A 22,584-nucleotide genomic window follows, 5' to 3' on the forward strand; every position below is an offset into this window, starting at 1 on the left:
TTCACTTTTTCCCTTAAAAAAGGTTGGATTCCATGATTCCTGCCGAGGCCCTGACTGTTTAATGATTGATGTTTAAAAAAACCCGGGTCATCTTCACGCGCTACCTGTTCGCAATAAATTCGCCTCTTTTTTCATATTTGTCCCCAGATTCCCGTAAATATCAAAGAACGGGTAATAACTGTTATATTTCACCGGTACCCATTCTAGCATTGTCATTACCCGGAAATAATTCCTGCCAGGTGCAGCCTTATGGATACCGCCCCGACAATCCCTCTTGATGATCCCGCATTGTATATCAACCGTGAACTCGCATGGATCAGGTTCAATCGTCATGTGCTGGACGAAGCCATGGATCCGTCCCACCCCCTGCTCGAACGGGTAAAATTCCTGGCGATTTTTTCCAATAATCTCGATGAATTTTTTATGGTCCGGGTATCCGGGCTCCAGCGCCAGTATACAAAAGGTGTCCGGAAATTTCCCGCTGATGGCATGACTCCTGCCCAGCAGCTGGATGGAATCCAGAAGATGCTTTTACCGGAACTCGAACAGGAATACCGATGCTGGCATGAAGACATCCTGCCAAAACTTGACCAGACTGGCGTCCATATTCATGCGTACCGCGATCTCGATGTGCGACAGAAATCCGCGATGCATCGCTTTTTTGTCGAAGAGGTATTTCCGGTACTCACACCTCTTGCCTTTGACAGTTCGCATCCGTTCCCTTTCATTTCCAATCTTTCATTAAATCTCGCGATTATTGTCCGGGACACCAGCAATAAAGAATTTTTTGCCCGGGTGAAAGTGCCGACCAATCTTTTCTCGCGGCTCATCCGCATTCCCGATGCTGAAGAGAACTGTCGGAATGATCAGAATGTGCACTTTGTCTATCTTGAAGAGATCATTGCCGCACATCTCGACATGCTCTTTCCAGGGCTTGAGACGGTGGCATCGTTTCCCTTCCGGATTACTAGAGATGCGGACCCGGAGATTGAAGTGGACGATGCATCTGATCTCCTTACAACAGTCGAAGAGATCATGGAACAGCGTGCGCATGGAAACCCGGTACGTATCGAAGTCGAGTGTTCCATGCATGACAGCATCTGCCATATGCTTGAAAAGAAGTTAGTCGTCACGTCGGCGATGATCCACCGTGTCGGTCATCCCGTGGGTATGGCTGATCTCATGCAGCTCCTTTCGCTGGATCGCCCGGATTTAAAGGATCGGCCATTCAATCCTTCACTACCAACGGATCTTGCGGAAGGCAAGGATATTTTTTCTGCAATCCGCCACCATGACATCCTCCTGTACCAGCCTTATGACAGTTTTACACCTGTAGTCAATTTAATCCGTCAGGCAGCTCAGGACCCGGATGTTCTTGCCATTAAGATCACCCTCTACAGGGTTGGCTCCAATTCCCCGATAGTAAAAGCGCTGATGGAAGCCCGGGAGAATGGCAAAGCCGTTGCTGCCCTCATCGAACTCAAAGCACGGTTTGATGAAGAGAATAATATAGGCTGGGCCCGCGCCCTTGAGCGGGAGGGCGTGCATGTGGTTTATGGTGTCGTCGGCCTCAAGGTGCATGCAAAACTCTGCATGATAGTCCGCAGGGAAAAAGACGGCATCCGGCGCTACATGCATCTCGGTACCGGCAATTACAACGCCACAACGAGCCGTATCTACACGGACTTTGGATTTCTCACCTGCGACAAGCAGATCGGAGAGGATGTGGCAAACCTGTTCAATTTCCTGACCGGGTATGCACGGATCGAGAGTTACCAAAAACTCCTGGTGGCCCCCTTATCCCTGAGAAAAGGTATCCTTTCGATGATCGATCGCGAGATTGCCTGTCACCAGCAGAATGGCGGGGGCCACCTCATATTCAAGATGAATGCACTGGTTGATCCATTATGCATCGCGGCGCTCTACCGCGCTTCACAAGCTGGCGTGAAAATCGATCTCCAGGTACGGGGTATCTGCTGCCTTCGTACAAAAATCCCGGGTGTCAGTGAAAATATTGAAGTAACGTCGATCGTTGGCAGGTTCCTGGAACATGCCCGGATATACTATTTCCGCAATGGCGGGAACGCGGAAGTATTCCTGGGAAGTGCAGATCTTATGCCCCGTAATCTCGACCGGCGTGTGGAAGTGCTCTACCCGGTCCAGAATCCTGCTATCCGGGATGCCATTATTGAGAAGATCCTTCCGGTGCAGCTCAACGATAACATCAAACTGAGATTGCTGCAGAGTGACGGAACCTATGAACGTCGCACCATTCCGGATGGGGCAGAACCCCTCAATGCCCAGGCATGGTTCGTGGAACACAGTGGTTGCTGGTATGATGGCATTCTCTAATCTGTCCGTCAACAGCGTAAAGAAGCAGACGGAACCCGTTACCGCGGCCTGTATCTTCGGCAAAAAAGGATTACTCCCCCTCTTAGAAGCATTTGCAAAAGAGATTCCGGGAGTAAAGGCGGCAGAAGATATCGAATATATCCACCGGATGCGGGTGGCATCCCGCCGTCTCCGGGCTGCGCTTCCCCTGTTCCGTTCCTGCTTCTTGAAAAAACCGTACGTTAAATGGATAGAAGAGATCAAGGAGATCACCCGGGCATTGGGAGAGGCACGGGATTGTGATGTCCAGATTGCGTACCTGACAAAATACCAGAAGCGGGCTGAGAAAACCTGGAAAGCCCATAAGCATGAGGGTGCGACAGAATTTCCCACCGGTCCTGCTGTGAGGTACCTGCTGACCGATCTCCAGAAACGCCGGGGTACGTTACAAAAGGAAGTGCTCAAGGCACTTGATAACCTGGAAAAAAGCCATGTCATTGAGGATATGCGAACTGCCTTAATTGAGGACCCCCGCGTAAGAAGGGGAATGAAACGGGCCTTTGCGTATGGCATTGCTCCCATTGCAGCCATCCGGATTGAACGAAGATTATGTAACCTTCTCTCATTCGAGCCCTGGGTTTCCCACCCGGAGGCGGTTGCCGAACACCATGCCACCCGGATTGCGGCAAAAAAACTCCGGTACACGATGGAAGTCTATGCCCCGGTCTACCGGCTCAACTTAAAAAAACCGCTCTCACGGGTCAAGGCCGTGCAGGAAGCATTGGGCAATCTCCATGACTGTGATGTCTGGATTGACACCATTACACGCCTGCTCCTCCATGAACGCTCTCTCCTCCGGTCTGAAAATGAAGAGAAACGCCCGGATACGTTCACCTTATCAAGCCTGAAACTCTTTTTAGCTGAGCGGGAGAAGGAGCGTATGGCGCTGTACCGGCATTTCGTACGTTACTGGGCCTCGCTGAAACGGACTCATATATGGGAAGCACTCCGTACCGCCCTTGACACCGGAAGGAAAACAAGCTTCAGATCTCATGAACAGGTTCCGGAACCGGAACTACGGGAAATTGTCGCGATGATATCGGGCGAATATCCTGAAGGACAGAAACACTGCCAGCTGGTGACAAAACTTGCTCTTCTGCTGTTTGACAGTCTTTTGCCTCTCCACAATCTCGATAAACGGGACCGGTTCTTACTCGAATGTGCAGGCATACTGCATGATATCGGTTGGAAATACGGGCAGAAGAACCATAACAAACGCAGCGCAGCCATGATCTTTGCCGACGAGCGCCTGCCCCTCGACCTTGCCGAACGGGGGATTGTTGCCCTGACTGCTTTAGCTCACCGGGGTCAGGTAACCGTGGAATCGCACAGTTTCTTTACACTCCTGTCTCCAAAAGACCAGAAGAAAATTCTCCTGCTTTCGAGCCTCCTCCGCATTGCTGATGGCCTCGATTACCTGCACCTCGGAACCGTTCAGGAGATTCACTGTGTTATCGATACCACGATATTCTGCGATGTCATCGGTTCTGCTGATATATCGGTTGAAAAAGAGCGTGCACGATCAAAAGGAGATTTGTTCAACCGGGTATTTGGCAGGATCCTGGTGATCCGGTGAAAACAAAAACCCCGGGCATCAACGGCCGCGTTGTTGCATTTGTCGATATCGGGACCAATTCCATCCGCCTTTTGGTTGTCCGGCTCAACCCGAATCACTCGTACACTATCCTGACCCGGCAGAAACAGCAGGTGCGCCTGGGCGAAGGGGAATTTGATGATGACGAGATTCTTCCTGAAGCTGTTGAACGGGCGGTTATGGTCTGCAAAAAATTTACCGATCTTGCCCGCACGTTCAATGCTGAAGAATTCGTTGCTGTTGCCACATCAGCGATGCGGGAGGCTTCCAACCAGCAGGAGATCCTGCACCGGCTGCGACAGGAAGTGACGATAGATATCCGGGTTATCTCCGGCCAGGAAGAAGCCCGGTTGATCTACTTGGGTGTTGCAAGTGGCATGCACCTCGAAGGAAAATCAACGTTCTTTATCGATATCGGCGGCGGAAGCACAGAAATCGCGGTGGGTGATGAGCGCAATTACCAGTATCTCGACAGCTTTAATCTGGGAGCGATACGGCTTGCAAACCAGTATATATCCCCGACAGATACCGGCCCGGTTACCCCGGAACGCTATAAAAAGATCCAGCAGCACATAAAAAACGTCATCATCCGGTCCATAAAGAAGATCCATAGACTGGACCCGGTCTGTGCTGTTGCAAGTTCAGGGACTGCAGTAAATCTAGCCGAGATTGCCTTTAAAAACCTGCACCCGGACCCGGGTCATGAAGGAATGATCACGCATCACGAATTAAAAAAAGTCATAGGCATGATCTGCTCCCTGCCTCTCGAACAGCGCAGGAAAATTCCCGGGATCAATCCTGAACGGGCAGATATCATCGTGCCGGGTGCTGCCATCCTTGACACGTTCATGCAGGAACTGTCCCTCAAGTCGATAATGGTGACGGGCAGGGGTTTGCAGGACGGGCTTTTGGTTGATTATCTCTCACGGATGGACGAGTTTCCCCTCTTAGGCGAGTTGTCACTCCGCCAGCGCAGCATCCTCCAGCTGGGCAGGTCCTGCGGCATCAATGAGTCCCATGCACGGACGGTCACGGCACTGGTCCTTGCCATGTTCGATAGCGCAAAGGAGCAGGGGCTTCATACCTATGGCGATGCGGAACGCGAGCTTCTGGAATATGCAACGTTTCTTCATGACATCGGCTCGTTTATCTCGTATACCAATCACGAGGCACATTCGTATTACATGATAAAAAATTCCGAATTACTGGGCTTTGACTTAAAAGAAGTAACATTCATGGCCAATCTAGCCCGGTTCCACCGGAAAAAAAGCCCGCGGAAAAAGGATCTCGAGATTCCTGAGCTTGATATGCACGACAGAGAAGCCCTGCGGGTACTTTCAACATTCATCCGGCTCGGTGAGAGTCTTGACCGGAGTCATGCAGCCCTGATCCGGCATGTCCGTTTCATTGCCGACGGCAATGATACTGTCCGTGTCGAGATTGTTGCAAGAGGTGACTGCCAGCTCGAGATATGGGGGATCGAGAGCGAGAAGAAGGCCTTTGAAAAAGTGTTTGGGAAAAAAATTTTCTTTGAGATTCTCGGAAATCCCTCCCCTGCCTGAAAAACAGGGTATTGTGGGATCCCTCAAAAAAACAGAATGGTTACGCAGTTGGACCCATTGCGTTTTTGACGGCTTCTTTAACTGCCGGCGGGAGATTGAGCCCGTCGAGAACGACCGGAAGGATGCTGATCATTGTTTTCTGTCCTTCGGGGGATCCAACGAATCCTTTGAGCATGGCAATCCCATCGGGGGTTGCCAGGTATTTCTTTGCTGCTTCCTGTCCTTCGGGAGTTGCAAGATAACTGCCAACCGCTCCGCCCATACCACCAAGACTTCCAAAATTCATATGTTTACACTCCTTTTTTGATTGTACACTTAAGACAGTAAATGAATTAAAATATTGGGGCGTGACATCAAATATTCAGAAAAAATCTGCAATGATTAAAAAAAGGTTTCTTATTGTGTTCCTACCAGCATCTGGATATCCGCATTAACCTCATTTCCTGACATCACGATCAGGTAATTTCCTTTCTGCCTTACCATGAAACTATGTTTTGTGATATCAGGGTAATCATTCCCATATCCCTGCTGGTCGATAACTGCTCCGGATCCTGCATCAAGCACCTTTACCTCAAACCATGCATAGGGACTTGCCTCGGTAGTATTTTCATAGTGTTCATTGCTCGTCCCGATGGAGACTAACCGGTGTTTGACAATCATTGTCGGAGTAAGATTGAACTTGATATACAGGGGGGGACGCGTAAGATCATAGGGAAAATTTACTTTCTGCCCAAACGAAAACTTCTGGTTAAGGGCATATACCGGCTCGTAATCCTCCTCCAGTCGGTCATCCCGCACCTGAACCGGAATGCCGGTTGTATCAGGAACGGGTGTTGTTTCCTTAATTGTGGGTCGTGCAGACGGGACAGGGGGGGGTGTAATTGCAGGTGTTGGTACCAATCCATCAACCGGTTTCTGGGCGCCGTTTTTCAGCATCGGCAGTCCCACGAAATAGATTGCGGCTATAATCACAATGATGGCAATAACTCCTCCGATGATAACCATATTTTTCGGAGTCTGGGGTTTTTTAAGAGGTGGCGAAAAGACCGGAGACGGGATTGCGGGAGCTTGTTGCTCAACAGGTATGACCCGTGTGACAAGAGCTGCCGGTGCAGGGATGGATTCAACGGGAGCTCCGCACTGCCCACAGAACTTTTTATCTGCGGCAATCTCTGCACCGCAGGATGTACAGAACGGCATATGATCAGCATTAGTTGCGAAGGTTTGATACTTTTTTGTATTGGTCATTAAAAAAATGACCCCAGAAACCGGTAAAAATTAACGTAAAAAAAAGAGACTGCTTATTCTTCCCGCAACATCTTATCGATCGCGTGTGCAGCACTCTTTGCCGCACCCATAGCGAGAATAACGGTTGCGGCGCCGGTAGCCACATCGCCACCGGCAAAGACCTTGCGCATTGACGTGTGGAATTCATTGTCGACTTCTACATTGCCGCGTTTGCCGCGTTTGAGATCCGGAATCTCGCTGATCAGGAGCGGGTTGGGGCCCTGCCCTATTGCTGCAATGAAGACATCGGCATCGATCGTGAAATGGCTGCCCTCGATTGGAACCGGTTCCGGCCTGCCGGACTTGTCCAGCGCACACATCTCCATCCGCACGCATTCGACACCGGTTATGGCCTGGTCGCCAAGTATCTTTATGGGGTGTGAACACATGACAAATTCAATACCTTCTTCCTTTGCCCGCCGGGTCTCGGCCTCGCGGGCAGGGAGGTCTTCTTCGCGCCGCCGGTACACGAGCATGACTTTGCCCCCAAGCCTCCGTGCGACCCGGGCTGCGTCCATGGCCACGTTCCCGCCACCGACAACGACAACGCGGCTTCCCCTCTTAATCGGGGTATCAAAGACCGGGAACTTATCTGCATGCATCAGGTTTACCCGGGTTAAGAACTCGTTTGCCGAGTACACCCCCGGCAGGTTTTCTCCGGGCAGTCCCATAAAATAGGGAAGACCGGCACCGGTGCCTAAAAATACTGCATCGTAACTGAGCAGTTCTTTTACCGTGACACTGCGGCCGACAAGATGATTGAGTTTCAGTTCAACGCCAAGGGAGAGGACCGCATCAATCTCTGCCTTTACAATCTCTTTGGGCAGCCGGAATGACGGGATACCATACATGAGTACCCCGCCGGCAGCATGAAGCGACTCAAACAAGGTGACCCGGTAGCCCATGCGTGCCAGCTCAGCAGCTGCAGTCAGCCCGGCCGGGCCTGCGCCGACAACGGCGATCCTTCGCCCGGTGGATGCCTTTTTCTGAGGGAGTGCCATGCCGTGTGCCCGTTCAGTATCAGCCACGAACCGTTCCAGTTCACCAATCGAGACGGGTTTTTCCTTGATCCCGAGAATGCACTGCCCTTCGCACTGGACTTCCTGCGGGCAGACCCGGCCGCAGATGGCCGGGAGCATATTCTGTTCCTTGATGATCGCGGCCGCCTTTTTGAAATTGCCGGATGCAACTTCGCGGATGAACGCGGGAATATCGATAGTGACCGGGCAGCCTTTCACGCAGAGGGGTTTTTTGCACTGGAGGCAGCGTTCAGCTTCGATCATCGCTTCTTCAGGAGTCATTCCGGCATCGACTTCGGAGAAATCATGGATGCGTTCACCAACAAGTCGGTCATGCATGCTGATCACCGCCTTTGCAGGAACAAATATGCGCATTGTAGCGCTCAAGCGACTCTTTCTCTTCGGGCTGGTACGTGCGGAGCCGTCCCATCAGCATATTGAAATCTACCTTGTGGGCATCAAACTCCGGGCCGTCAACGCAGGCAAATTTTGTCTCGCCACCAACAATCACCCGGCAGGAACCACACATGCCCGTCCCGTCAACCATGACCGGGTTGAGACTGACAAATGTTTTTATTCCTGCGGGACGGGTTACTTCGCAGGTCACTTTCATCATCATGGCAGGACCGATGATCCAGACCGCATCGACCTTTTCCCGGGCCATTACCTGCTTGAGCAGGTCAGCGGCAAACCCGTGAAAGCCTTTTGTGCCGTCATCGGTGGAGATAAGGAGTTCATCGCAGGCTTTGCTCATCTCGTCTTCCAGAATTAGGAGACCTGCATTACGGGCACCGACAATTCCTATGACCCGGTTACCCGCGTTTCTCAGGGCACGGGCGATAATAGGGAGACTTGCAGTTCCAACGCCCCCGCCAACGAGCACGCACGTGCCAAAACGGGAGAGATCGCTGGGTTTGCCAAGAGGACCTGCCACATCCAGTATATGATCGCCGGCCCGGAGAGCGGCAAGGTGGGTGGTGGTCTTTCCGATTGTCATAAAAATGACCCGGAATGAATCTCCATCGACAGCAGAAATGGTGAGAGGGATACGCTCACCTTTCTCATCAATCCGGAAGATCACAAACTGTCCGGCCTGTGCGTGGTGGGCGACATGCGGTGCCTTAATCCACATCTGGTACACTTTATCGGCAAGCTGCTCAGATTTTTCAACAGAATACAACCCTTTCACTCCTTAGTATAAATAATCCGGATAAATCAGGAATTCCTGATTAGAAATTTTCTTTACAATCGCTTAATCTTACGCACCCGGACTGCAACCCCGCGTTTCGAGCGGAGCATCTCATCCGCCGGCATGGCTGCCCGTCCCGTTGCAAGGGCACGCGCACCTACAACCAGCACTTCATCGCCATCACGGATATTCGGATCTGCCCGCATTACTCCCGGTGTCAGCACATCACCTTCGGGAATGAAGTCGTCGATATACACCCGGTAGCCGTCAGGGATCAAGTTCCATCCATCAACAGTCGGGCGGAGCATGCCGGTTCCGGTGTCGATGGAGAAAAGCTGGAGATTATTCCGGCTGTAAAAGACTTCCGGGAAGTGTCCCCGGAGCGTAGTCCCCTTGGTATCGAGATCGATATTGAACTGGTACGACGCCATGCCGTGCAGCCGGTCATCCTTGATCCGGCGTTCCCCGGCAAGCGCACTGTCCAGTGCATTAAGTGCGGTATCGCTGGTCGGATGCTCCTCGCAGGTACATTCGAGCATGATTCCCGCTGCCTCGGCTGCCTGCCGGGCAACTTTGAGTGCCCCGTCTTCAAGGTGAGCGATAATGCGGCGGTACGGGTGTCGTTTGAAATACCGGGTGAGGATGCTGCTGATGAATGCACATTCTTCTGCATCCCAGTAACCTGTGACGGGAACATCATAATGACCTGCCGGGTAAACCGTTTCGAGTTCACGGGGCACCAGACCGAGCGGGGAGGTAACGATCAGTTCGTGAGCCCGGGCGCCAATGGCAAGCTGGAAGCGCTTGTGGCTTTGGGAGAGCGAATAGGGTTTCCGGGCAGAGCAGGGTAACAGAACGGCAACATCGGTCTTGGGCGGGAGATACCGGGTCAGCACGCGTTCTGCAAACCTGCGGACTTCCACCCGCTGCATGGAATCGCCGGAATTCGCCCGCATCACGCCACTACGGGCAACCGGTTGGGCAGCATCCATGAACGGGTACTGGTTGTCAAGATGGCGCATGATTGCTACCTGGCTTGCGTTCATACGGCAGCGGGACTCAATAAGATCCCGTAATTGTCCCAGTTCGATGAAACGCCCAATCAAGGCAAGCTCCTGCCGGAGTGCATTCCGGTTGTGTTCTTTAAGATCTTTTACTGCACAACCGGTACAGGTGCAGATGCCGCTGTTCATTGCATCAGCGGCAAACTCGCCGTCAGCAGTGCAGAAAATGCCTTGCGCAGATTTCAGATCAACGCCGATGAAATCGAAGAGATCAAACCCGGAGTAGCAGAGAATGGCAGCCGTTGAGGGGATGGCAGCAGCAGGTGCGTACCATGCGGTATCGGCTGGTGTCTTTTTCTTGAGCGTGACTAACCAGTCCACATAATTCCGGGGATTTGCAAATGTGGTATGCCAGTTGGCCACCATTACGCAGTCCCCGCTGATGGCGGTGTTGTCCAGCTGGGGATGAATGGTGACTGGTATTACACCCGATGCCGGAGGAAATTGCCGTGCAACTGCTGCCGGAGCACAGACCGGCATATTGGCGTTGTGCAGGTTGCCAAGCGCGGGGAATAACGTAATTGTATCCGTAGCAGCCGGAAGTCGCAGTTCTGTCCCCTCGTGCCTGAATAAGCCGGTCCGGCCAAGACCGTCCCGCTTCCGGATATTAAACTGGCTCAATGCGCACCTCGCAACCAGTCACTTCCTGTCGCAGAATAGTTTCCCACCGTGGGCTGCAGGATACAACAACATGGGTATCCGGGTGGCTCTCTACGAGCGCCCGTATTCCCCGGCATCCCTGCCGCACCATCGCTTCGTCCCATTCGGGAATCTCGCTCTGGCCTATGGGAAAGGTCTCTTTGAGTTCCTTCTGGTAGGGGCCGAACGGGGGTTTGAAGAGAAGGGTATCTTCAAACTCTTCACGTGCACCGCCATCGAATGCTACCAGCACTTCCCGGCCGAGCCGGAGCCGTGCAAGCTGCTGCTGGTAGCGCAGCACTTCAGTCCGGGCACAGCTCTCGTCGCCCCGGTAGAAGAAGCAGCGCTTGGAGGTCCGGTCGGTCTTTTCAAGTTCGGCATTGCGGAGGAGAAGGGCCCGATAACCGGCAAGCAGCTGCGGGTGACCCCGGCAGCGCTCATCAACCAGTTCCCAGAGAGAACCGTCCGTGATAGCCTGGCGGATGCGGGCGATCTCGGCAAGAGTCACATGCAGGTTGTGGAGCGCGAGCAGGCGGTCGCGCTGGGGAGATGTGCGAAGTTCTTCAACCGTGTGAGTGCGACAGACATTGCAGGCGCAGGGGAGATCGGCGAGTTCATCGATCTTGTAACTGCCATGGACGGTCATGTACCGGCCTTCCTTGGCATAGAGGGCATAAGCTGCCGAGTCAAAGAGATCGCAACCCATCGCAGTTGCGAGCGCGAACATGGCCGGGTGACCGGCTCCAAAAAGATGGACGCAGGCAGACGGAGAGATCGTACGTTTTGCTGCTATAACAACACTGACGAGATCCCGGTATCGGTACTGCTCCATGATAGGGACTACGGCCCCTATCGGGCAGAACGTAAAACCGAGATCGGTAACTGCCTTTCCTGCCCGTTCCCTCAGGTCTTCAAAGATGCCGCCCTGTACCGGCCCGGCAATCGGGGCATCGCTGCCAAAGACCTGTTTGGCCTCGGCAAGGCGCTGCATGGTGATCGCAAGTTCACCTTCGGCAGTCTGCCGGTCAGATGCGGGGGAAGTGGGGATATCGAGCGGTACCCAGATATCACTTTTTATGTCGCGCTGGAACGAGAGGGTCTCGGTATTGGTGATCGAGACTTCACCATAGACGGATAACTGGAATGAACCGGAGTCGGTCATGATCACCCCGTCATAATCAAGGACCTTGTGCAGACCTTCTGATAGGGCGCGTTCCCGATATTGTTTGCTCTGGGAAAAAATGTAAGCGTTTGTTATAATCGCCTCTACGCCCATCTTCCGGAGTTCTTTTGGGGTGACAAGCTGAAGGTGGGGGTTGATGACCGGGAGCAGCGCGGGAGTCTTTACTATCTTTTTGCCTACGGTAAGTTTCCCGCAACGGCCGGCGATATCGCTGTACAAGCTCTCGAATGAAATTCCCATAAGGCATCCTGATGTGCCTTTATATGTGCGCTCTGGAGGTTAAACGGTTCCCTTCTTTTCGGAAAAGATCTGGCCTTCAAAAGTCATCACTTCAACGTTCTTGGAAGTCCAGCATTTGCCCGACAACCCGGCTTTGGCACAGGTATGGTCAAGGAACGTAATGGTATCCCAGCCATACTCGGTGGCCACCTGGGGGAGCAGGAGACCACTCGAACCCATCCCTTTCACAATCAGTCCGTGTTTTCCCACTTTGATATTTGCCGGGCGTTCTGCCGGTTCACAGAGAAGCGGTAACGGTACGGTGAGAATGGTAACTTCCAAATCGATAATTGCAAGCTCGTCTTTAATTACCGGCGGGAACCGGGGATCTTCAAGTGCTGCGGCTTTGGCAGCATGTTCAATAGCATCACCAAGAGGCATCACCGGGTACGGTAGACCGATACAGCCGCGCAGTTCGCCATTTTCTGTGAGTGTAACAAAGACGCCCCGTTTTGCGTTGAAAACCCGACTGAGTTTAAGTTCGGGTTTTGGTTTTTTCCCTACTGCGTGTTCAAGTGCGCCGCGTGCGAGCCGGATTGCCAGGGTTCCTTCTTCTGCTGTCAGCATACCATCACTCCCTCGTTGTGACTCTGCTTAGCGCAGGTTGGATAACTATGTTTCGAACGGTGCAGTATTCTCTAATACAGGTACTGACGGAATCTACTCTCTTACATATAGTAGGAGGGGGACCTCCCCTCTTACCTAGGAGAAACAGCCCAAAAGGGGCCTCCCTTGACTCCCCGCGTTTTTGGAATTTCTTCAACGTTTCTGCTGATCGCTGGTTCGTGTAGATCACTTTTTCATTCAAATGAGAGTTGGCACGATGCAGATGAAACAGAAAATAATTCATGTATTTTTTGCATCGACATGACCGCTGCGGGGGTACCCCTTTGGAGCGGCGTTTCATGCTAACAAAAAAATCTGGAAACCAAAGATAGTCTGGTCAAGAACTTTTTTATAAACCTGACCAGAAGTTGGTCGCTGCGCTTATCTGCCCGGCCGAACAATATATAGAGCGAGAGGGAGAGAGCGGCCGACGGTGACTTAAGTGTCGCTGAGGAAAGTCCCCCCACCCACCGGTCACGCAGCCGTACGCAAGTACGGGTGGCGAGAGTCACGGCAATGGCACAGAAACGACACGGCCTGTTTTTAGCAATGATGCGATCGAGCCTTTACCGGCAAGAAGTGCAGGCAGCTGCACGAGTAACTCGCTGAGCGTCTGAGGAACAGGATACGTTGGAACGACGAATCCCTGCGGGTGCAAGCCAGAACAGGGCCAGAGGATAGTCCGGTATCCGCCCGGGTATGGCGCAGAGCTGAATGCCGCTAGAACAGAAGGAGGCTTACTCCTCCCACTCACACTTTTCATCAATGTTATTGATTAATCTCGTAATGCAATACTCTCAATCGGATAAGAGTACCTGAATTTGACTGATTATTATTCCAGAAAGGAATGTATCGTTAATCCTGTAATCCCGAAAAAACTATCGCAATTTTCGATAGTTCCTATGATAAGCACTTTTGATGAGGATCCGTAAAAGCAAAATGCGTACCGGATTTTTGCCGACAAGTTCCGATACTGAATAACCTCTCCTTTTTTATGCCGCCGCCCTATAACCATGTATGGATAAGAACCATCAGGGAACGGATCAGGCGGGTTTTAATCTCCTGATTATCTCCATCTCCCTTGCTGCATTCATGTCGGCACTAGACGGGACGATTGTCAATATTGCCCTGCCGACTATATCATCGGTTTTCAATATCTCGACAAGTACCGTAAGCTGGGTGTCGACCATCTACCTCCTGGTGATGGCCGGTTGTGTCCTTATTTTCGGGAAATTATCCGATGGCATAGGGTTTAAGAAAGTTTTCCTGTCAGGATTTCTGATCTTTACGATTGGATCGTTCTCCTGTGCTCTCTTGCCCGATCTCTTATCTTCCTTTCCCGTGCTTGTAGGTTCACGTGCATTCCAGGCTGTGGGGGGTGCGATGATAACGGCAATTGCACCGGCCATGGTCACTGCGTACATCCCTATGAAGCAGAAAGGAAAAGCGATGGGCATTATTATGACGGTCGCCGCACTTGGGACTGCCATCGGACCGACCATCGGGGGTGTGCTCACCCAGTATCTTTCCTGGCACTGGATCTTTTTAATTAATGTGCCGGTGGGAATCTGTGCAATCCTGCTCGGAGCAAAAGTTATTCCGGCAACTACGCCGCATGACAGACCTGCAGGCTTTGACAAAGCCGGGGCATTATTGATCTTCACCGGTCTTGCATCCCTGCTCTTTGCAGTCTCTGAAGGTAACGAACTCGGGTGGACCTCGCCGGTTATTCTTGGCACTCTTGCCCTTGCCATCATCACTCTTGCTTACTTTGTCTGGCACGAGCTCCGCGTTTCCGACCCGTTGTTAGAACTGCGCCTGTTTAAGAACCGTAATTTCTTACTGACCAATCTCATTATGTCACTGGTCTTTTTCAGTTTTGCCGGAATTAGTTACCTGCTCCCGTTTTATCTCCAGTACGTAAAAGGTTACGGTGCTTCTGATGCCGGGCTCATTTTAACAGCTCTTTCGGTAGCAATGATGATATCCGGTATCCTGGCAGGAATGCTCTATAACCGGGTTGGGGGAAGAGTGCTCTGCATTGCTGCAGGAATCTTCCTGGTAGCCGGTTTTTATATGATGACGCTTCTCCGGGTTGGTTCTTCAACCGGATTTGTAATCCTCTGCCTGCTCGTTATTGGTTTTAGTCTTGGCCTGATGATAACTCCGGCATCGAATATGATCATGAACTCGGTGGGTAAGGGATACCAGGGCATGGTCTCCAGCCTCACTAGCCTTGAACGGTTTGCCCCCTTAACCCTGGGGATCGCTTTTGCAAACCTGGTATTTACCCAGGGAATCATAGCAATTGCCGGTCAGCGTGGAATCACCAAGCTAGCACCGGCTAACATCAAACTGGAGCTGATCACTGCGGGATTTGACCTTGCCTTCTTCTTCTCGTTCATTATTGCGATTGTCATTCTCATCCTTGCCCTGTTTGCACGACAGGAGATTCACCCTGACTACCTGTCAGGCAGTAACGAAGAAGCGAAGACCGTAATCATCTGAATATTTTTTTGAGATCCGGGTTCATCATCAAGATTCTTAAAAAAAGGTTGGGATCAACTATAACAGTGTAATGTTGCATTGTGTCCCAATAACGTTCAAGAACCGGTGAAAGAAATTTTAAAATAGTTGCCACGCTACCAATGAAATAGTGTTATCCCTCATGTTTGGCATTGGTGCAGGAAAAATTGAGATCCGTATCCCTAAAATTGCCTATGTTGTAGGAGAGGCGATTGAGGGGGACCTTATCCTCTCGATGAATTCCCCGCAAAAGGCCCGGGGAGTATTTCTCAGATTATATGCTGAACAGAAATATCGGGAATATACCCACGGTTCCGGATCGCATCATTCACATGGGCATTGGGAAACAACCAGTCGGAGAGTGCATGAATTTGTTCTCCAGTTCGATGGCGAGCGGGAGTATCCCAAAACATCCCAGCCCTTAGTATACCCGTTCAGGATCTATGTGCCACAACAGGCACACATACTCAGACAAAATGCATCTGGTGGATTTACCGGGGGGGCAGGTCCCGTTGGGTACCCGGAATGGTTTTTGGAAGCGTATCTTGATCTCCCCCTGGCATTTGATGTCCAGACCCGCGTTCAGCTGAGTATTTAGGCCATAACTGCAACCTGAAAAAAGCCATCAGGTATCTAAAAACACCGTATACTAAAAAAGAACCCTCCCTCTTATTTTTTCAACAGATCAAAAAAACCTTTTTTCGGCTTTGCCGTTTTCTTTTCCTTGGGAGGTCCGGGGTAATAAGGAGTCTCAATTTCAAGACGCGGGGATTGTTTCTCTTTGAGTTCATCGGCTATTAACGGGATATGACCGTATTTTTTTGCGTTTCCTGGAATTACAATGCTCTCATCCCGGGTTTTCCCCCCGGCAAATTCATCTGCCACAAGGGGGAGATGGGCATATTTTTTCCGGGGGGATATTGTGGAGGGTGCTACTGCGGGCGGGTCATATGTTTCAGCGAACTCCTCATCCGGGGTCTGATCCCAGAGATCTTCCGGAGTAATAACCGTAGCGGGAATCTGTTTCTTTTTGGAAATTTTGACGGAGACCTGCTGGGCCTGTTTGTGTGCTGACAGGTGCACGGGTTTTGGATTGGAAACTGAACGAGTGAACGGTGTTCCGCACCGGTTACAAAAAAGGGTCTCTGCATCTAGAGCAACAGCCCCGCACTTTGCACAGACCGGTTTTTTGTTTACGGGTTCTATGCCGATGGTTGCTCCGCACCGGTTGCAGAACTGCGATTGATCATCGGGAAGGGTATAACCGCAGCGCGGGCAGAGCGGGATTGTGTTCTCCGGTTCCTTTTTGTACCCTGTGCCGCACTTGTTGCAAAAAAGCGCTTCAGCATCTGGTGCAGGGTTGCCACACCTGCTGCAGACCGGCAACTCGGGTTCCGGTTCTGACCTCACAGAAGCACCGCACCGGTTGCAGTACTCTGACAGTTCATCATGAATTATATACCCACAGCGCGAGCAGAGCGGGTAGTCCTGCTCTGGTTCTGCCGCCGGGTATTCCGTACCGCACCGGTTACAGTAGAGCACATCAGCATTGGGAGCCGGGTTACCGCACCTGCTGCAGACCGGCACATTGGATTTTGGCTCTTCAATGACTGAAGAACCGCACCGGTTGCAGTACTCTGACAAGTCATCAAGCGCCGGAGTACCACAACGTTCACATTTCTTTGTCATGCGACTGCTTAGCGTATTATGGGATTGTGTATATATTCTGCGGTTATCCTCACATTGCCCCTATTGTAATGGACTTCCATTGATATCCCGAGACTTAAAGTCCATATAGGGGTTCAGCGTAACAATGATTACCAAAAGATATCTGGGATCTGTTCATGGCCCCTTCTTTCCCGTCAGATTATATGAACCGCTGGATGATTGGCATCGTCTTACTTGGAATCCTGGCCGTTATCGTTATTCTCTCGGTGATAGGCATCCCTCCTTCTTCCACCTGCCCTGTCATGATATGCAGCACTGAGTGTTCAACAAGCATAATCACGGGGCCGGTCTTTCCTGATCCGACGGATAAGATTGCAGCCTTCAAAAACCCGGCATTTACAGCACAGCTTTTTTCAGAAGCACTTGTCACTGAACCGTTGCTCGGTGTTCCGGGTACACAGGTGCATATGGGGTTCTGGTCTGGCAAAGGAAATCATGGCAGCATGCTCCGGCTGCTGGATGCTATAAACGAAGGGCCGTCAGCATCTGCTGTTCCGCCCAACCGTGCAATCTGGGATGAAGGCAGCTCTGCCTACTATAATTATCCGTCCTATACCCGGCTCCTCAATGAACACTGGTACGAGCGGGCTTCCGGCATTAACGGGTCGGTCATCATTTTTGGCAAGATCTATACCGATCCCCAACCCGTCACATTTGGCGAAGCAGACGAAATCTGGGGACAATATTCAGCCCGGTACACAGATATGGCAGAACTGATCGCACAGGCAACCGGAAAACCGGTCAATGTCTGGTGTTTTGTTCAGGGTGCACGGGAAAACCGGATCTTTTACACCTACGAGCTGCCACAACTCCGGCTGATGGAACAGAAAGGATTCGTGCAGGTCTATTTTGCAAAGACACCAGATGCTGACTGGACAAAACCGGAGGATTGGATTAACGGAACAGCCAACGCCCCCACTCCATCCAGATGAGGAACATTCCTATGCCCGCAGTACCCCAGAAACCCAGCCCGGAAGTGATGAGTATCGCATTCGACCTGATCTTCCGGCAGGGCCGGTCGCCACCTTCGTGTCCTACTCCCAATGACACGGATCTCCTCAACCGGATCCGGGACAAGGTTCAGAATGAATCCCCGGCCATGTGCCGGGATGCTCTTATCCGTATCCAGCGGCTTTCGCACGATGTATATGATGTCAGTAATGCGTTTCGCGACGGGGAGTGCGGGAAAGGAGATGAGGCGCTGGGAAAGGCGCTTGCTTTGCTTGAGAAGAAATGCCCCGGGCTCTCAGAAGAGGAGTACCGGACAGCGTTTGCTGTGGGAATGATGTGGACTGCGTTCTGAGGGTTTTAGTTTAGACATTCGTGTTTTCTTTTAACGGATACGTTTTATCATGAGATCGGCAGAAATCATTGTCTTAACGGAGATAAACAATTTAAGAATCAGTTCGTTAGATTAAACGAGTTCTTCTCAAGCATCCTTGTTCTTTGCGATAGTGTCGTAATACCGGTTTCGGAAGTTTTATCACCTACAATAACCGGGTTGAATTTTCCACGAACATTTGTTTTACGAAAATTTTCCTTACGCACAATACCTAAAAAGGGATTTTTACCCGGGACTATTGATAATACTCACTAAAAACAGCATTAACCGCGACATCTTTTTTTGCATTGGAACCGGTTTTCGGCCAGTAGCTGTTATCAAAAACAAAATAATAGGTATCCAACTGGGGAGCGACAAACGTGTAATCATCTTTGATAATGTTCCGTAGGCCCGAGTAGCGCACGGTATCTGGTGTAGGATTGGTATTTTCATATATTCCAAAGTTTGCGGAATCCATTACGAGAAGATCGATAGGCGCACCATCCGTTGAGACCGCAACTTTCACCTTATCTCCTTTGGCTAAGGTGAACATCTGATATTCGTAAGAAGCTTCCGGAAGCTTAGTATTGAAATCAAACGGGGCATACCATGTGGGTGTGGGGGTGGGATAGATCGGATAAGGGTCCGGATAGATAATTTCCGGTGAATAGGTTGCATAGATACCGATCGCAAAAAAGATACCTAATACCAAAATAATTACAACCAGGATTTTTACAAAAGCGGATCCTTTTTTTACCGGGGGTGGGGTAATGATCCCCGGTTGAGGTACAGGTACCTGGATCGCCGGTTCGGGAATAAACTGCGGTATCAGTGCTCCGCAATGTTCACAGAATTTGCCAATGGGTGTGTTTCTTCCGCAATGTGGACAGACGGGCATTTGTCCCCCCTCATTTTTTTGATTCGGTGAATACCAATTGATCACGGTAAACATCGATTATGAGTATATGCCGATAGTCAACCTAGAGATTTCATCTATATAATAATTTCTTCTAAATAACAATTCCCGGTTTTATGTTCGGACGACTAAAACACCCTGCATCAAAAACTCTTAACTTGTTATAATAAAGATACGGTCTGGAGCGGGAAGCCGGATAAAAATTGCTGGAAATATCCATGAACCTATTTGCGGATCCCTACAAAGGTGTGTTAACCAATTCCCGGAACATCCATTCCTGATTTGCCGGTTTCACCTACGGCATCTATTTTGTAATTGCAGTCCTACATAGTACGGTATGGAGAGTTGTGTCCACCGGATAGAAGTGCACTATACAACCGATCCCCGGTTAAAAACCCGGACAAGCAGGATCCGATCGCTGGGTTTTCCCATCGATGAACTGCATCTCATCGATGTCTATACTATCGCCACCAGCACCCGTAATTTTTCCGGTACAGAACTTGCTGATATCGGATCCCAGCTGATCAATCCGGTTGTCCAGAAATTTTTAATTGACACCCCCACCCGGATACCGTTTGATTATGCAATTGAAGTGGGATTTCTCCCTGGGGTAACTGACAATGTCGGCACGACGGCCCGGCAGACTATTGAGGATTTCTTTGCTATAAAATTTGTAGAGGGAGAAGTGGTCTACACCTCGCAGCTCTTTTTGGTCTGTGGGATTATATCTCCTGCAGCACTACAGAAACTTGCGGCTACCCTCGCAAACCCGCTCGTAAACCGGGTCCATATCAAAACCCGGGCGGAATATGGTAACAAAGGTATGGATCCGGTCGTGCCCGTTGTCCACCTTCACGAACTCCCGAACGCCGAAACGGTAAACCTCGACCTTGATAACAGGGAACTCTCACGGATTGGGAAAGAAGGGATTGTTGATTCCCTGACCGGACAGCGAAGGGGGCCCCTGGCACTTGATCTCGCTCAGCTGTCAGCCATACGCACCTATTTTGCCGCACAGGGACGGATGCCGACCGACATAGAACTAGAGTCGCTGGCCCAGACGTGGAGCGAGCACTGCAAGCATACGATCTTTGCCTCGGCAATGGATGATGATGTCCCCCGTGGGCTTTACAAGACATATATTCAGGACGCTACCAACAAAATCCGTGCCGAAAAGGGAAATAAGGATATCTGTGTGACGGTCTTTACGGACAACTCGGGTTCGATTATTTTTGATGACACGTATCTCGTGACTCACAAGGTCGAAACCCACAACTCCCCCTCAGCGCTCGACCCGTTTGGCGGAGCCCTGACTGGGATCGTTGGAGTCAACCGCGATACGATCGGGTTTGGGCTCGGCGCAAAACCCTGTATCAACTTCTATGGGTACTGCGTGGGCGACCCGGAACTGGATCCCGCTCTCTTCCGCGGGAAGAACAAGACAACGCCAATCCTCTCCCCCCGCCAGATCCTTGACGGGGTCGTTCGTGGCGTTGGTGTTGGGGGAAACTGCTCGGGCATTCCTACCCCGCAGGGCTGGTGCTGGTTCGATAACCGGTATGTCGGAAAACCGCTCGTCTTTGCCGGTACTGTCGGTATCATGCCACGGGAACACTCAGGCCGGAAGCTCTACGAGAAAAAAGCAGCACCCGGAGATTTCATTGTTGTTGCCGGGGGGCGTGTGGGCAAGGACGGCATCCATGGTGCCACGTTCTCATCTGAAGCCCTCGATCCGGCAAGCCCGGTGACAGCAGTCCAGATCGGCGACCCGATTACCCAGAAGAAACTCTCCGATGTGATTGTCAAGGAGGCCCGGGACCTGGACATGTATCGTAGCATAACAGATAACGGGGCTGGCGGGATTTCGTGTTCCGTTGCCGAGATGGCAAAAGAGTGCAACGGTTGCTATGTCTATCTCGATAAAGTCCCGCTGAAATATCATGGCATGGCCCCGTGGGAGATCTGGATCTCGGAGTCACAGGAACGGATGACCCTTGCAGTCCCCCCGGAAAAACTCGACGCGCTCTTGAACCTGATGGAGGACCGGAATGTCGAGGCGACCGTTATCGGGAAATTCACGGACTCCGGTAAATGCATAGTAGAATGGCATGGCAGTCTAGTGATGGATATCGACCTTGATTTCCTTCATGACGGGGTGCCAAAAAAGCACCTGAAGACTACCTATACAAAAAAGACCTTCCCTGAACCGGAATCTCCCTGCCCGGAACGCCTTGATGCAACGATGCGCTCGATGATCAGCCGGAAAAATCTCTGTTCAAAAGAGTTCATCTCCATCCAGTACGACCATACAGTGCAAGGCGGTCATGTGCTCGGGCCGGTACAGGGTGTCGGCCGGGTGCAGGCAACCGCTACGCTCACCAAAGTTGTTCCCGGCTCAAAAAAAGGCGTTGGTCTTTCGCAAGGTCTCTTTCCCACCTATTCCGAGATCGACCCGTACCTGATGGCGGGAGCAGCGATCGACACGGCCATCCGCGGCCTCATTGCGATCGGTGTCCCGCTCGATACGATTGCTATTCTCGATAACTTTTGCTGGTGCTCATCGGATGACCCGGAACGGCTCGGCCAGCTGAAACTGGCAGCACAGGGATGTTACGATTATGCGGTAGCCTTTGGCACCCCGTTTATCTCCGGAAAGGACAGCATGTACAATGATTTCTCGGGGTTCGATGCGGAGAACAACCCGGTCAAGGTCTCGGTGCCTCCGACACTGCTCATCTCCTCCATCGGCATTCACGCAGACGTTGCAAAATCCGTCTCCATGGATGCAAAGATCGATGGCGATCTTGTGTACGTGATCGGTGAAACTGCTGAAGAACTGGGCGGGTCAGAGTATTTCGCCCTCTTGGGCGGGACGGGAAATACACTACCAAAACTGGATGTTGCAACCGTAAAAGCCCGCTATGGGCGGCTGACGGATGCCCTCTCCCATGAACTGGTGGCCTCGGCCTTTCCGGTCAGTCACGGGGGTCTCGGGATCGCTCTGGCAAAAGTTGCCATTGCCGGCCAGCTGGGGATGGATATCACCATTCCGCCTGCCATGCGTCCGGATTATTATCTCTTCTCTGAATCGCTCGGCAGGTTTGTCGTCACGGTAGCCCCGGACCATAAGCGGGAATTCGAGCGGTATTGCGGGGCAGATGCTCTCCTGCTCGGCCGTGTGGGTGGCAAAAACTTCCGGATCACTTCAGATAAACTATTGCTGGATCTTCCTGTTGCCGAGATCGAAGCGGTGTACAAAGCACCCTTCCGGGGGTACTGA

Annotated in this window: 17 protein-coding genes and 1 other RNA gene; 9 read left to right on the forward strand and 9 right to left on the reverse strand. The window is 51.5% G+C overall.

Going from position 1 to position 22,584, the window contains the following annotated elements:
* The first annotated feature begins 249 nt into the window (after nt 1–249).
* Genes ppk1 through WC593_02780 form a run of 3 tightly spaced genes read left to right on the forward strand, consistent with a single transcriptional unit; the run spans nt 250 to nt 5,547 of the window.
* A complete protein-coding gene (gene ppk1 / locus WC593_02770; GenBank protein MFA4824060.1) occupies nt 250–2,352 on the forward strand; it encodes a polyphosphate kinase 1 in 2,103 nt (700 codons plus the stop codon).
* A complete protein-coding gene (locus tag WC593_02775) occupies nt 2,336–3,967 on the forward strand; it encodes a CHAD domain-containing protein (GenBank protein ID MFA4824061.1) in 1,632 nt (543 codons plus the stop codon). Before ppk1 ends, WC593_02775 begins: the two co-directional genes overlap by 17 nt.
* Nucleotides 3,964–5,547: a Ppx/GppA phosphatase family protein gene (locus WC593_02780; GenBank protein MFA4824062.1), complete on the forward strand. Its 1,584-nt coding sequence runs from the start codon at nt 3,964–3,966 to the stop codon at nt 5,545–5,547. Before WC593_02775 ends, WC593_02780 begins: the two co-directional genes overlap by 4 nt.
* A gap of 40 nt (nt 5,548–5,587) precedes the next feature.
* Here WC593_02780 and WC593_02785 read toward each other — a convergent pair whose 3' ends face one another.
* The 7 genes from WC593_02785 to WC593_02815 all read right to left on the reverse strand — a co-directional run bounded on the left by WC593_02785 (nt 5,588) and on the right by WC593_02815 (nt 12,774).
* On the reverse strand, nt 5,588–5,833 hold the full coding sequence (locus tag WC593_02785; GenBank protein MFA4824063.1) for a hypothetical protein: 246 nt from the start codon (nt 5,831–5,833) through the stop codon (nt 5,588–5,590).
* Between the two features lie 110 nt (nt 5,834–5,943).
* On the reverse strand, nt 5,944–6,795 hold the full coding sequence (locus WC593_02790; protein ID MFA4824064.1) for a zinc ribbon domain-containing protein: 852 nt from the start codon (nt 6,793–6,795) through the stop codon (nt 5,944–5,946).
* Nucleotides 6,796–6,848: 53 nt separating this feature from the next.
* Nucleotides 6,849–8,192 carry an NADPH-dependent glutamate synthase gene (gltA, locus tag WC593_02795; GenBank protein MFA4824065.1) on the reverse strand — a complete coding sequence of 448 codons (1,344 nt, stop codon included), beginning with the start codon at nt 8,190–8,192 and terminating at the stop codon, nt 6,849–6,851.
* Nucleotides 8,185–9,033: a sulfide/dihydroorotate dehydrogenase-like FAD/NAD-binding protein gene (locus WC593_02800; GenBank protein ID MFA4824066.1), complete on the reverse strand. Its 849-nt coding sequence runs from the start codon at nt 9,031–9,033 to the stop codon at nt 8,185–8,187. Before WC593_02800 ends, gltA begins: the two co-directional genes overlap by 8 nt.
* Before the next feature lie 62 nt (nt 9,034–9,095).
* A complete protein-coding gene (gene arcS, locus WC593_02805) occupies nt 9,096–10,727 on the reverse strand; it encodes an archaeosine synthase subunit alpha (GenBank protein MFA4824067.1) in 1,632 nt (543 codons plus the stop codon).
* The gene (gene tgtA, locus WC593_02810) at nt 10,714–12,168 is read right to left on the reverse strand and encodes a tRNA guanosine(15) transglycosylase TgtA (GenBank protein ID MFA4824068.1); all 1,455 of its coding nucleotides are present in this window, start codon (nt 12,166–12,168) and stop codon (nt 10,714–10,716) included. Before tgtA ends, arcS begins: the two co-directional genes overlap by 14 nt.
* Nucleotides 12,169–12,207: 39 nt before the next feature.
* The gene (locus WC593_02815; GenBank protein MFA4824069.1) at nt 12,208–12,774 is read right to left on the reverse strand and encodes a TIGR00296 family protein; all 567 of its coding nucleotides are present in this window, start codon (nt 12,772–12,774) and stop codon (nt 12,208–12,210) included.
* Nucleotides 12,775–13,224: 450 nt separating this feature from the next.
* Between WC593_02815 and rnpB the strand changes: the two genes are divergently transcribed.
* The 3 genes from rnpB (at nt 13,225) to WC593_02830 (ending at nt 15,937) form a co-directional block, all read left to right on the forward strand.
* Nucleotides 13,225–13,565: RNase P RNA component (rnpB, locus tag WC593_02820), an RNA gene on the forward strand.
* A 265-nt stretch (nt 13,566–13,830) separates the two neighbouring features.
* On the forward strand, nt 13,831–15,321 hold the full coding sequence (locus WC593_02825) for a DHA2 family efflux MFS transporter permease subunit (GenBank protein MFA4824070.1): 1,491 nt from the start codon (nt 13,831–13,833) through the stop codon (nt 15,319–15,321).
* Between the two features lie 148 nt (nt 15,322–15,469).
* On the forward strand, nt 15,470–15,937 hold the full coding sequence (locus WC593_02830; protein MFA4824071.1) for a hypothetical protein: 468 nt from the start codon (nt 15,470–15,472) through the stop codon (nt 15,935–15,937).
* A 71-nt stretch (nt 15,938–16,008) separates the two neighbouring features.
* Here the strand turns inward: WC593_02830 and WC593_02835 are convergent, their stop codons facing one another.
* A complete protein-coding gene (locus WC593_02835; protein MFA4824072.1) occupies nt 16,009–17,028 on the reverse strand; it encodes a zinc ribbon domain-containing protein in 1,020 nt (339 codons plus the stop codon).
* A gap of 155 nt (nt 17,029–17,183) precedes the next feature.
* Here WC593_02835 and WC593_02840 point away from each other — a divergent pair, with 155 nt between their 5' ends.
* Both WC593_02840 and WC593_02845 read left to right on the forward strand, forming a co-directional pair.
* Nucleotides 17,184–17,999: a hypothetical protein gene (locus tag WC593_02840; GenBank protein MFA4824073.1), complete on the forward strand. Its 816-nt coding sequence runs from the start codon at nt 17,184–17,186 to the stop codon at nt 17,997–17,999.
* Nucleotides 18,000–18,010: 11 nt separating this feature from the next.
* Nucleotides 18,011–18,370 carry a hypothetical protein gene (locus WC593_02845; protein MFA4824074.1) on the forward strand — a complete coding sequence of 120 codons (360 nt, stop codon included), beginning with the start codon at nt 18,011–18,013 and terminating at the stop codon, nt 18,368–18,370.
* A gap of 274 nt (nt 18,371–18,644) precedes the next feature.
* On the opposite strand, the gene WC593_02850 is transcribed toward WC593_02845, so the two are convergent.
* A complete protein-coding gene (locus WC593_02850) occupies nt 18,645–19,286 on the reverse strand; it encodes a zinc ribbon domain-containing protein (GenBank protein ID MFA4824075.1) in 642 nt (213 codons plus the stop codon).
* Between the two features lie 355 nt (nt 19,287–19,641).
* Between WC593_02850 and WC593_02855 the strand changes: the two genes are divergently transcribed.
* On the forward strand, nt 19,642–22,584 hold the full coding sequence (locus tag WC593_02855; GenBank protein MFA4824076.1) for an AIR synthase-related protein: 2,943 nt from the start codon (nt 19,642–19,644) through the stop codon (nt 22,582–22,584).

Origin of the sequence: Methanoregula sp., from assembly GCA_041645435.1 — an archaeon.
Lineage (GTDB): Archaea > Halobacteriota > Methanomicrobia > Methanomicrobiales > Methanospirillaceae > Methanoregula.